General features: G+C 48.1%; 10 protein-coding genes. 2 read left to right on the top strand and 8 right to left on the bottom strand.

Annotated features, from left to right (window positions below; translation table 11 throughout):
- Positions 1-81 precede the first annotated feature (81 nt).
- Both KTO58_RS02920 and KTO58_RS02915 read right to left on the bottom strand, forming a co-directional pair.
- On the bottom strand, positions 82-414 hold the full coding sequence (locus tag KTO58_RS02920; RefSeq protein WP_095840825.1) for a hypothetical protein: 333 nt from the start codon (positions 412-414) through the stop codon (positions 82-84).
- 160 nt (positions 415-574) lie between these two features.
- On the bottom strand, positions 575-1,603 hold the full coding sequence (locus KTO58_RS02915; protein ID WP_095841734.1) for an AraC family transcriptional regulator: 1,029 nt from the start codon (positions 1,601-1,603) through the stop codon (positions 575-577).
- Between the two features lie 250 nt (positions 1,604-1,853).
- Here KTO58_RS02915 and KTO58_RS02910 point away from each other — a divergent pair, with 250 nt between their 5' ends.
- Both KTO58_RS02910 and KTO58_RS02905 read left to right on the top strand, forming a co-directional pair.
- Complete coding sequence (locus KTO58_RS02910; protein WP_095840826.1) at positions 1,854-2,309, top strand: hypothetical protein; 456 nt, start codon at positions 1,854-1,856, stop codon at positions 2,307-2,309.
- A 77-nt stretch (positions 2,310-2,386) separates the two neighbouring features.
- Positions 2,387-2,851 carry a hypothetical protein gene (locus KTO58_RS02905; RefSeq protein ID WP_095840827.1) on the top strand — a complete coding sequence of 155 codons (465 nt, stop codon included), beginning with the start codon at positions 2,387-2,389 and terminating at the stop codon, positions 2,849-2,851.
- A gap of 141 nt (positions 2,852-2,992) precedes the next feature.
- Here KTO58_RS02905 and KTO58_RS02900 read toward each other — a convergent pair whose 3' ends face one another.
- The 6 genes from KTO58_RS02900 to KTO58_RS02875 form a co-directional block, all read right to left on the bottom strand.
- Complete coding sequence (locus tag KTO58_RS02900; protein ID WP_095840828.1) at positions 2,993-3,598, bottom strand: RNA polymerase sigma factor; 606 nt, start codon at positions 3,596-3,598, stop codon at positions 2,993-2,995.
- 178 nt (positions 3,599-3,776) lie between these two features.
- The gene (locus KTO58_RS02895) at positions 3,777-4,334 is read right to left on the bottom strand and encodes a collagen-like protein (RefSeq protein WP_157753224.1); all 558 of its coding nucleotides are present in this window, start codon (positions 4,332-4,334) and stop codon (positions 3,777-3,779) included.
- 77 nt (positions 4,335-4,411) lie between these two features.
- Entirely contained in the window at positions 4,412-5,446 is a 1,035-nt protein-coding gene (locus tag KTO58_RS02890) for a PorP/SprF family type IX secretion system membrane protein (protein ID WP_095840830.1), read from the bottom strand.
- A gap of 82 nt (positions 5,447-5,528) precedes the next feature.
- Positions 5,529-7,523, bottom strand: coding sequence for an OmpA family protein (locus KTO58_RS02885; protein WP_095840831.1), 1,995 nt, complete (start codon positions 7,521-7,523; stop codon positions 5,529-5,531).
- Positions 7,524-7,592: 69 nt separating this feature from the next.
- Complete coding sequence (locus KTO58_RS02880) at positions 7,593-8,600, bottom strand: PorP/SprF family type IX secretion system membrane protein (protein ID WP_095840832.1); 1,008 nt, start codon at positions 8,598-8,600, stop codon at positions 7,593-7,595.
- Between the two features lie 48 nt (positions 8,601-8,648).
- Positions 8,649-12,785 carry a PKD domain-containing protein gene (locus KTO58_RS02875; protein WP_095840833.1) on the bottom strand — a complete coding sequence of 1,379 codons (4,137 nt, stop codon included), beginning with the start codon at positions 12,783-12,785 and terminating at the stop codon, positions 8,649-8,651.
- Positions 12,786-12,839: the final 54 nt, after the last annotated feature.

The following is a 12,839-nucleotide window of genomic DNA, read 5'->3' as shown; positions in this document are numbered from 1 at the left end:
GGGTGTTATTCTCTGCATCATGTTGTTTCTGATAATACTGCGTGGCGGGTATGGACCATTTGCCGCAGTGTTGTGATATTGCTAGCGGAATGGGTTATGAGAGCGGGAGAAGTCCAGCGCGCCTTGCGCTGCCGCGTAAAAATCCCTGAAATTGTCCGACATAGCGACTGTGTTTATTACTTCATAGAACCAGTTTTTAACATCATGTTCGTAAGGAGCCAATTCGCTGGCGTTGAATTTGTCTGCTTTTTCAAAGTATACTCCGTATTCTGCCAGCAGGGCTTCTATCATTACGGCGTATTCGCGTATATCGTGATGTACGCCTTCTGAGCGGAACAGTATCCATAACTTTTTAATCAGGTCTTTACGTTCTGTATGACCTAATGGTGTGGGATAAAGTATAGCAGTTGCCATAAGAAGTCATTATCATGGTAAAAAGGTTATTTTATTGTTAGTCTAGTGCCCGGGGCGCTACGATTCAAAAGTACAGGGGCACTTACCATGTATGCTGCGTAGTAAAAAAAAAATTTGAGAGCCTGTTAACGAAACAATACGAGCAACAAACATATAAAATTTAATTAACAACCGAATTATATTGCTGGTTCTTTTTATAGTCCAGCGGGGTGGCGCCGGTCCATCGTTTGAAGGCGCGGTTGAAGGCGCTTCGTTCGTTATAGCCCAGCATGTAGGATATTTCTTTGAGCGGATAGTCTCCGGACTGGAGATAATGTAAGGTCAGGGATCTGCGAACGGCATCGACGATCTCCTGGTAGCTGCTGCCTTCTTCTTTGAGTTTGCGTTGGAGGCTTCTGGCGCTGGTATTGAGGTTGGCGGCAATGGCTTCCAAGGTGGGTATACCGAGGTAGGCGTTTGCCAGGAGGAAGTTGCGTATCCTTGTTTTGAGGTCACCATTGCCGGCATCCATCATATCGCTGACTTTCTTCAGCAGGACGGCTTGCAGTTCGTAATTAGCGGTAATGATGGGGACAGACCAGCAGGATTTTTCCATGACGATGGTATACTGATTGTCTTGGCGTATGCTATCGCAGCGGAGCAGGCGGTTATATTCCTGCTGGTGAGCTGCCGGCAGGTGGGGATAACTTACATGTAGGGGTCTGATCTTTTTCAAGGTCAGGCCATCCAGTTCATGTAGGGCGAAGACCATATAAAAGTCCATTATCTGCCGGAAAGCGGGGTCCCGGGCAGCGACATGTGTAGTGTGAGGGATGAACCGGACGGTAAAGGAAGTATTGTTGTGAGTGACCTCCAGGCCGAACTGGTCGGTGATCAGGTGGGTCATACCGGCGGCTTGGGTGAGAGCATCTCCTACGGTGGCGCTGGTCTGGATGATCTGGCCGACTACACCCAGTGCTGCGACCTGTAGTGACTCGCCGAAATGCAGTCCAAAACACGCATCGCCTGTCAGGGCGGCTGCGCTGGTCCAGAGCCGGTGAAATTGTTGGTCGTCCAATACTCCTTTTTTCCCGTTTTGTAACTGGGTCAGCGCTACGCCTGCTTTTTCGCATAATGTGGCTGGGGACACATCCCGTTGTACGGCATATGCCAATAGGTTCATTGCGATCAGTGTCCTTGCCTCTTCCATATTGGTCTGTTTGCCTATGCAAGATAAGGCATATCGGGCAGCCCTCATACTGTGCCTGGAATGCCAGCCTGGTGTAGCGCTCCGACAAGGCGAGGTTGTTATCTTTATTGTCCGGCGGGTATATGCCGGTATTCAATCATCAATCCTATTATTCCAAAAGCTGTAACCATGCCCGTACGATCTCCACCGACCGTTGTCTACCTGCTTGCTATCCATTTGTAAACTATGTACCCTATTAAATCATTCTGACATGCGCTCTATCCCCTATTTATTTTATTTGGCAGTGTTATCTGTGATGTTGTCTTTATTCGCTCCTGTTGTTACGCAAGCCCAGGTGAAGCAGCCTGTGCAACGTGCACCATATACCGCTGTCCTTAGTTCTGGAGAGTCTTTAGTACAAGGGCAATATCTGGTGTCTGCCAACGGCAGGTACAGTCTTTTTATGCAGACGGACGGTAACCTGGTACTTTATAAGCTAGACGGCAGTATACTCTGGCAGACCAATACCGGCGGGCATACGGAGTACTTCCGCATATGGATGTCTCCGAACGGATCGCTGGCGCTGCTGGACCGCAACAATCTTATCATTACCACTACACCCACCAACACGTACCCCGGTGCTTTCCTGCAGTTGCTGGACACTGGCAACCTTGTGATCTACGATGGTACTACTATCATCTGGAGTACCAATACGGCGGAAAGTTGATCTCCTCCCTGCTGACTTTCATTTTTTCACCCGCTGCAGGTGTGGGTTTTATTTGCCCTGCAGTTAAAAAGAACGATATGCTGTACAAAAAATATTTGCTTTATCTGTTGATGTTCCTTACCGGTATGCTATCATTTCATCTACCGGTTGCTGCGGGTACGGCCGGTTATGCCGGGAACGGCGGACGGCGTGCGCATGCCACGCCTTACCTGTATGCCGGAGAGGCATTACAATTGACGCAATACTTACTTTCTGCGAACGGGAAGTTTATCCTGTTACTTACGCCTAACGGCAATTTGAAACTGTATATCCGGGATACGGGCGCTGTACTATGGGAGACGCGTACGGCGGGGCTGGGAGTATATGAAGCGCGGCTGAATACGAGTGGCAGTCTGGGGTTGCACGGTATCAACGGATACTTGTTCTGGACTTCGGGGACTTTTGGGTATCCTACCTCTTATCTCTATCTGCAGGATGATGGTAATCTTGTTTTATCTTATTATGCAGTGGTGGTATGGAGTACGAATACGGGAGGTCATTAAAGATACCGTGGAGGCAGGTGCGGTACCTGTCTCCACGGTATTACTACAGTGTCATTACAGTTTGGATACGGGAGAAAAAGTGAATGCCGGCAGCATAAGCTGCAGCATCCACTTTATTCAGGACTCTACCCCTGGGAGGATCTAAAATCCTCCCAGAGGGAGCAGTTCCTGGCATAGTTGTTCCTGTTCCATCATTTTGCGTAGATTCATCAAAGCATATCTTACACGGCCTAGTGCGGTATTGATACCTACATTTACGACCTGAGCAATTTCTTTATAACTGAGATCGGCATAATAACGGAGGATGAGGGCTTCCCGTTGGGCGGCTGGCAGCTGGTCGAGCATATCCTGTACTTCTTTCTGTATTTCTTCGGTGACCATTCTTTTTTCTGCGCTCTGCTCGGTGTAGTATACCATTTCGCAGATCTCGTCGCGGTATCCCAGTATTACTGCGGGGCGGACGTTTGTCTTTCTGAAATGGCTGATACAGCAGTTGTGTGCGATCCTTGCTGCCCAGGCGATGAAGCGCTGGTTGTCAGTATAGTGGCCATCTTTCAGGGCATTTATGATTTTAATGAACACTTCCTGAAAGATATCTTCAGCCAGGCACCTGTCTTTAACCAGGAGCATGATGGTGGTGAAGATTCTTTTTTTGTGCCTATGTACGAGGGTGGAAAAGGCACTGTTATTGCCGGCGATGTATAACCGGATCAATTCTTCGTCCTGCAAATCACGATATCTGTTCATAGATGCTGCAACAAACTGTAATGATTAAAAAATATGATACCCTTTTATAGGTAATTGCCAGTTTCAAAAGTTAGGGCTGCTCTAAACAAAGCGGCCTTTTTTTGCTATTCGGGGGGCTATTAGTAAGTTATCCCGGCTTACAGTAATTTCGACTGCCCCCGGCCGGGTGATTAATATTTTAGTCGTTCCAACCCATGTATGTTTTCACCTGATCGTAGTCTTTCCAGTTCACTACGTTGCCATTTGTTGTTCTGGCGGTGGTGCCACCGGGGATGAGGACGTATCTTACCTGTTGTATTTTAACACCGGAGGCGTTGGTAGCTGTACCTACATTGCCGTTGCTAACCAGTTGTATCTTCTTTTCGGAGGAGGTAACATTGATGATCAGGTCTCCATCGAAGTAGGGCAATGAGATAATGCGAGGGGTGGTAGCGCCACTGAGGTTAACATACACCTTTACATCGCCGGTGGTAAGTATTGCCTGGTCGAGTTTGGGTACATTGATACTAGCCACCCAGGTAACGGAGTCCTGATTGGTTTCGTATTTAACATCGAGCCAGGAGGAGTATATTACATTGGCGGTACCTCCGGGACCTGTTGGGCCAGCGGGACCAGCGGGGCCTGCAGGACCGGCAGGACCGGCGGGGCCCTGGCTTCCATCCTTGGAACAGGCGGCAAAGAACACTGCCAACATTAATAAGATCGCATAGGGAAATTTACATGACCTGTGTTTCATACAATTGATTTTAGTTTATGAAAAAAGTGGTGCGGTACTCTCGACTATTGATGAACAATGGTGTGTTTGTCATTTTGTTACCAGACATTTCTCGGGCACAGATCGCGGTAGCCATTTCCTAACAGCAGACCGATCATGATCTCATGTGTACCCCGGCTCACATTGTTCAGCGATGAAGCGGTATAATCATAGGAGTATCCTATATTGAAAGTAGCATTGATATTAACGCCCAGCATAGCAGCAAATCCGTCGTTGATGCGATAGGAAGCTCCGCCCCATACGCGATCCCGGTATTGTACTTTTGCGTTCACGTCGAAACTTACGGGGATGGAAGACATATATCTTACCATTACGGAAGGCAGCAATGTCAGGTCTTCATTCAGCCATAGGCGATAGCCGGTGGTGAAGAAGAGGTGAGGGAGCAGTTTACCCCGTTTTACGGAATCGGCGGTGATACGATCGTTATCGAATTTTATATCGAATGGAACGATATTTTGTGCGGAGATACCCGCGAAATAGTCAGCGGAGTAAAGCCATAGGCCTGCGCTGATGTCGGGTTTCCAGCGATTCAGCTGTCCGTATCCACCGATTGCCGGATCGTTGGGGTCCAGCAAATTGAGTTTGCGGGCATCCAATGATATGGATTGCATTCCTACGGAAATACCGGCGCTCAGTGCGGTACGCGGAGCTATACCAATATGGTGTGCATACGTACCTGCTACAGAGAACCTGCTTAGTGGGCCGGTGCGATCATTGATAACGGTGAGGCCTACGCCGGCGTGTGGTTCTGGCGCTTCATAGTCTTTCCAGTATGCTTTTCCGCGGGGATTTTCGCCCTGAGGATCAAAACCTGTTGGAGAAGAATGTGGAAAATCGGATTTACGCAGTGGACCATGTACGGTCAGATAAGTGGTGACAGGAGATCCGTTCAGCCCTGCCCATTGATGGCGATGGCTGGCACGTACATCCCAGTAGTTCTCAATACCTGCTACTGCCGGGTTGACAATGAAGGTATTCATGATATACTGTGTGTAGTGCGGTTGTTGCTGTGCGTGACCGTTAATATATACAGTCATTACCAGCAGGATCATCACAAGATATTTCTTATTCATTTGCAACGTATTTGTCGGAGAGGCTAGGTACCGGCTGACTGACTGATCGTTACCAGGTCAGGCAGGCAGCCGGTGCTTTGCATTAATTACTCAACACCGTAAACTCGGTACGTCTGTTTTGCTGACGACCTTCCGGATTGTCTGTACCATCAGGATTTTCGTTAGGAGCGATTGGTTTGCTTGCTCCATATCCTTTGTATTTGAGGCGGCTACGATCGATACCTTTTTCCACCAGGTATTCCAGGCAGCTTTTCGCTCTCGCTTCAGACAGGCGCTGATTGAATTTCTTACCTCCTTTGCTATCCGTGTGCGCACTGAGTTCGATCACTCTTTCCGGATGCTGGTTGAGTACTTCTACCAGTTTATCCAATGCCGGATATGATTCCGGACGTAAAGTGGCTACGTTGAAGTCGTAATACACATTTTCCAGTATTTCTGGTTTGGCAGGCGTCACGATCTTCACCAGGCAAAGCTCCGGTGTGGTCAGCGTCAGCGATTCATCATCTGCCGGCACGCTTACCTGCAATGTATTACCATGGTATCCATCTGCTACGGCTTCTGCCTTCAATGGCTGGTAGTCCGGCAGATTGAATGCGTAGGAACCATCTGCGCCTGTGATCTGTGTATGTATGATCTTATTATCCTGTGCGGGATCGACGATATTGACGGTGGCACCGGGCAGTGGTGTATGGCCATCGCAGCTTACCACTATACCTGATATCTTTTTGGGCAGTCTGTCACGATGTAGTGAGAACAGTTCCAGGCAACATTCTGCGGAGCGATCGGAACTGAGGAACACCTCTTCGAGGATGTTCTTTACGGTGCCTCTGTTTACGAAATAGATATCATCCTTTATGGAGTTGACCGGGTGACCGAAATTCACCGGCTCGGACCATTTGCCGATAGATCCTTTGCTGTAGAAGAAATCATATCCACCCATGCCTACGCGGCCATCGCCGGAGAATACTAATGTTGCGGTGGGCGCATAGTAAAAAGGCGCTTGTTCATTATCGGGGGTATTTATCACCTCTCCCAGGTTAGCAGCAGGTCCTACTTTTCCATCTTCGCTGATAGGTGCATACCAGATATCGAATCCGCCATAGCCACCGCTTCTGTCGCTGGCAAACAACAGGAACTTACCATCAGGCCATACAAAGGGCTGTTGGGTGTTGGCACCAGGTACATTGATAGTAGCATCCAGCAATACGGGGTCGCTCCATTTATCTCCATTTCTTTTGCTGGTATAGATAGCGGACGTCTTTTTACCATTTGCAATTGTCCAGCGGGTTAGGAACAGTGCCTGTCCGTCTGGTGTGAGGCTTACTACGCCCTGGTGGCCGGCAGCAGGTTGTGGTAGTTCGGTTTTTGTGATCTTACCAGCTACGCCGTTCACTACTTCAGCTTGGTATACCCTGTTGATGTACACATGGCTTCCGGATTTGTTATCCGGGCGGGTGGAAGTGAAGAGCAATTTGTTTTCATCGAGCCATACGGGTGCGTAGCTTGCGCCTGTTGCATTCAAGCCTGCACCTGCTTTGTTGATGGTATAAAGGTGTAAATCCTTTTTGCCCAGCTGTTCCTGAATAAAGCGCAGGTTTTTCACTTCGCGTTCGGCAGCTGTACGATATTTATCTTCTGTGCTGTATCCTTCCAGGAAATAGCTGAATGCTTTTTCTGCCTCCGCATATTTCGCCAGCGCTCGCAGGGAGGTAGCGTAGTAATATGGCGCTAGCGGATATTTGGTTTTATCGAACTCCAACACTTCTTCGTACCAGGGGGCCGCCTTTTGGTAGTTGTTGAGCTGGCGGTAGCTATCTGCCAGCTGATATACGGCTTGTTGTTCACTGCTGGCGTTAGCTACAGGTTTCAATACAGAACCCTGAGCTACGTAGGGGTTATAGGCCTCTTTGCGTACCTTTTTACGGTTGCCCAGGTATTTTTCATAATACTGAGCAGCAGAGGCGTAGTCGGCCCTTTTATAATAGTTATCGGCGGCCTTCAGATAGTCGTATGTGAACTGTGCATTTGCATGGATCACACTGAATAGTATGGTTGCCGTGAATAAGATTCTTTTCATGAGTTTTTCGTGTTTGGAGTGGCTTGTTCCGGTTGCTTTGTTTTAACTGATATCGTCGTAGAGAAGCGTTTATAATCTCGGGCACACGAATTCTACTTCTGGTGTTCTTGCTTTTCTTCTTCCGATGAAAGAGATTGATATTTCAAAGCTGTTAGAGCCATTGGCTATTTTGCCGAGGTCGGAGGTGTTGATATCATAGCTTGCGCCTATCATCATGCCTTTGTAGGTAAAACCTACGTAAGGAGATAATGCATCTTCAAAGCGATAGTTGGCACCCAGCATCAGGTCGGTACCAGGGGCTGCGAGTACCTGTGCGTAGGCGCCTACCATTTTCTCCTGAGCGGAGCCTTGCTTCATGTATAAGATATTAGGCGTAAGGCTTACTTTATCAGAAAGTACCATCCTGATACCTGCGTGACCGGTGAAGCGCAAGGGGAAGCGGGCATCTCCTTTAGTGCTGAACTGATCCTGTGGGCGGGTAAGATGCGATACGGAGAAGCCCCCGAAGATGTTATATTTTTTACCCGGTTGTGCATCATAATACAGTACGCCTGCGCTTGCATCAAACGAGGCAGCGGTATTACGTGTCAGTCCATCCCTGGAAGCATTGCCCGGGTTGTAACCGGTGATGGGATTCCATTGGTCACCAAAGGTGAGTTTGGAAGGATTGAACTTACGCTGTATGAATCCCAGCTGTAAGCCGAATACGAGGCGGTGGGTTTCAGCTGGTCCCAGTTTCACACCGGAATAAGAGAAGCTGCCATAGCCGGTTGTATAATTATATCCGCCATCGCCTGCAGATTGATTGAGGACACTTACGCCAAAGTTGGCATTTTTACCAGTGGAGATATCTCCGGACACGCCGAATGTAGAGAACGGGCCACTTACATTTCCCCATTGTGTACGGTAGATAGCTGATACTCTGTAGTCGCCATCAAAGGCACCGGTCAGGGAAGGGTTTAGCCAAGCCGGGTATACATAGTATTGTGTAAAATGTGGATCGGCCTGTGCTTTGACTTTCATCGCTGCAAACTGGATAGCGACCAACATAAACAGGGCCACGATAGTATTTTTCATTTGCTGTCAGTATTATGCATGAACAATTTTCTTGAGTATATCAGTCTGTTACTTCAGGATGGTTACGTAACCTGTCAGAGGATCAAATCCATTCTTCAGCCGTATTACGTAGTAGTAGGTAGCGAGGGGCAGGACCTTACCATTGCTGGTACCATCCCATGCTGTACCGTATCCTTCGGAGCGGAATACCCGCTGTCCGTACCTGTTAAACACTTCCACTATGCATCCGGGATACTCTGACAAGTTGGTGATCACCCACTTGTCATTGATGCCATCACCATTAGGTGTAAATGCATTGGGCGGATTCACCGGTTTGAGCACTTTGACGGTCACTACATCGGTAGCGGCACAATTACCATCTCCGGTAGCGGTGAGTGTATAGGTTTCATCTTTCATCGCTTTTAATGTTGGCTGGAGTACGGTAGCGTTTACCAGATCGCCCGGAGGGGTCCAACGGAAGGTCAGCGCCGTAGGATCGTTGGCGGTGGCTTTGAAGGTTACGATGGTTCCTTGAGTTACAACGAATGAAGGGCCGGCTTCTATAATGGGTTGCAGATATACTGTCACTGGTTTGCTAGCGATTTCGGAGATACAACCCGCAGCGTTTTTAACGGTAAGTTTTACGGGGAATACGCCATATCCTGTATAACGTTTCACCGGATTACTATTCGATGCGGTGGTGCCATCGCCGAAGTCCCATGCCCAGGACTTGATAGTACTGTTAGGAGCGGTGCTCTGGTCAGTGAATACATTATCTGCTCCCTGACAAAGTACGTCGGGTTCTACTGTGAATGCAGCTACCGGCTGATCGAAGAAAGCATCCAGGGCTTTCTCTGTCCTGTTGGTACATCCAAAGGCGGATTTGGTTATTAGGACGATATTGAACGGACCTTTTGTGGCGTAGGTATGGGTTGGATTAAGGTCGGTGGCAGTCGCGCTTCCATCGCCAAAATTCCAGGTATATGTCAATGCACTATTATCTTCTGATCTTGACTGGTTGGTGAACAGCGCTTTTCCTTCCGGCATACAAATAGTGGCAGGCAGTGCAAAGTCTGCTACCGGCAGTGGTCTTACGTTGATCGTAGCACGACCGGTATCACTTTCACAACTGTTGTTACTTACAGCGACGAGTTTCACCTCATAGGTCCCCTTTGTACCATAACTACGGGTAAACGCCGCATTGGTATTATAGGTAGCGGTTGTACCATCACCGAAGGCCCATTTCCAGGAAGTGATATTACCTGTAGACTGATCGTTGATATTGGCAGCGACACCCAGACAAACGTTCTGATCAGCGGTAAAAGTGGCGACTGGTTTAGGATATACTGCTATTGTAGTGGATACTGAATCGGAACAACCCGCATCTGTATCGAATATGTACCAGATAGTATGTGTACCGGCACCAGCAACGGAAGGTGTGAAGTTGCCCGTCGCATCTGTACCTGGTCCGCGATAACGTCCTTTACCTACTACGCCATTCTCCACTTTTGCATTAGATAAGGCGATTGGACCTTTTTCGTTGATACATACACCAGCTGGCGGAGCGAAACTCAATTTAGGTTTCAGGTTAAATTTAATATCTGCCACGGAGTCTTTCGTACAACCTTTATCGGTCGTCACGGTATACTTCACTGTATAGGTACCAAATGTGCTGTAGGTGTGGGTTGGGTTAGCCACTGCCGATGTGTTCGGGTTGGCAGGTGTTGCGTTGGCATCACCAAAATTCCAAGCATAGGTAGTAAAGGTCTGTGCGTCGGGTACAGTCGTATTACTTGTAAACTGCACTATACCATCTACCGGTAAACAATCCTGTGGATAGTTATATGCCAATCTAGGTTTGGCGTATACCGGAATGACCTTTTTAACAGTATCGCTCACACAGAGGTCGCTTACTTTTACCACATGCTGAATCGTATAACTGTTATAAGCGGCGTATGCGGCTGTTTGTGGGGTAGCATCTGCTACGGTTACGTTATTACCGTTGCCGAAATCGTAGTACCAGGATTTCAGCGGCGCCGTTCCTCCATAGGTGGAATTATCGGTGATGGTAAGGTTGCTGCCTTCGCATATGGAAGGTGAGGATGTGGTGAAGCTAGCTACTGGTATTGCAGCTACTGTAATTTGTTTTTCTGCAGTACCTACGCAACCATCTTTGGATATTACCGTCAGTTTTACGGTGGGGGTACCGACAGCCAGTACTTTTTTGGCGTTTTCTGTTGTCTGTGTTGTTCCATCCGGGAATTCCCATTTCCAGCGATCGAGATCAAAACCACCGGTCCCTGGTTTAGCTTTCAGGTATACGGTATCTTTTACACAGCCAGTGAAGTCATAGGTAAAGTCTGCATCCGGTTTGTTTTTTACGATCACTTCGAACTTCACATCTTCGGTATGTGTACAGTTTTCTATACTAGGATGTGTGGATGAAATGGGTATTTGATAATTGCCTGTTGCACTAAATTCGTAAGTACCAGGCAGGGTATATTTATAATAGGTCACTCCTTTAATTATTGCAGTGCCGGCAGCAACCGGTGCGTTATCTATTACATCTGCATTAGGGGTAATAGCGGTACCGAGCTGACTGATCCTCCAAACCATTTTCGTAGGCTGATAAGCAACTAGTACGGATAGCTTTACAGGTGTACGTGTACAGGTGAAGTCATTGGAGGTACCGTTGTTATTGTATTCGTTCTGAATAGAGCCGACTACGTTAAGGTTATTGATTAACGTACCTGCATTGTAGCCATAACTTTCCACACTTCCCAGCCCGTAGGTAACTGCTGTAAAAGCGGAATCACTTTGTACGATACACTGTGCCTGCGCTGCTGTCCATCTCTTAACGACCACCGAATATCCGGCCAGGTTAGGTACGGGATAGGTATAAACACTACCGGGGGTAGTGGCAGCGACACCATCTATTGTCAGCGAGGCGATCCCTGGTGTAGGGATTACCAGTGTGAGGTAGTTGATCCGGATGCTTTCTCTTGTGTTGCGATAGAAGCCGATTCTTTTAATGGCTTGTTCTATGGGGCTGATATACACCATCTCCGGGTCTCCATCGCCACCAGTATTGGGACAGGCGCCGGAGGACGCCATAAACTGGGCGATCAATACGGGCTTGTCGGATTCTATGTAATCGGCCGTGTTACTATTGAACTGGTAGTAGGAGTTAGCAATCAAACCTGTTAGTACTACACCATTTCTTTTCACTACTGCGGTAAGATCTTTGACAACTACTTTATAGATATTGGTCATCAGGCTGGCAGATCCGCTGCTGTTAGAGGTTGGCGCCAGGATATAACGTTTACCCCAGGCCTGGAAGGGAAATACCTGTTGCATATTATTATCACCGCTACCTCCACTCCCCGGCGTACAGCTGATAGCAGTACGGCTACTACCGGAGTATACAGCTACGGGGGCACATCCACCCGTCGTATTAGATGTTACTTTAACTGTTGTACCCGTCAGTTCATTTCCTCTGCCGCCGGTCAACATGGCACCTACTACCTGGTAGGCTTGTCCTCTGTTAAGTGTTACGTTAAAAGGAACTCCCGCCGGCCGGCCATTTCTGGTCGGCACGGAAGGAGTGATCTCAACTACTGTATTGTCTTCTTTGGCTATTACGTACATCCAGGAAAAACAGTTATCCGCATAGTTCTGCTCACTGTTTACGGAGATATAGGAATATCCCCATGTCTCTACCGGCATCAGCGTAGTGGCGCCTGAGGATGCGCTACCATAGATATGCGCGTAGGCAACGATAGGTACATCGCTGACGATCTGAATGGCTTTGTTTGAAAATACGCCTTCACCACCGGTACCCCCAAAGCTGGGCGGTACGGAATAGAGACGAGCATCGAAGGTACCCGCTTTCGGTATATTTTCTGTAGCAATTACCGTGTTGGCGGGTATGGTATAGTTTCTTACCCAGGTGGTTCCGAAGATACGGACGGTTACGTTGGCCGGTTGTTCAGCACTTAGGTATAGCACCATCTCCTGGCTGTTACTTTGTCCAGGTTCCATGAACTGATGGTGGCCATATCCTACCCAGAATTCCTTTCCTCTGTTTGAGAGGTTCTGAGCGGACGCGAACAGACTGAGTAATAGCAATACGACTGTTCCGAGGAAGTGGTACGACCGTTTACTCAATCGTTCTATGAGCGGATAATGTGTTAAAATTCCTGACATCAATGATTGTTTTAAAATGATGACCAGATCAACTTTTTGGTGTGGGCAGTCAGC

This window comes from Chitinophaga pendula, from assembly GCF_020386615.1.
GTDB lineage: Bacteria > Bacteroidota > Bacteroidia > Chitinophagales > Chitinophagaceae > Chitinophaga > Chitinophaga pendula.
The sequence above is the reverse complement of the archived record's forward strand: the minus strand, read 5'-3'. Positions and strand labels throughout refer to the sequence as shown.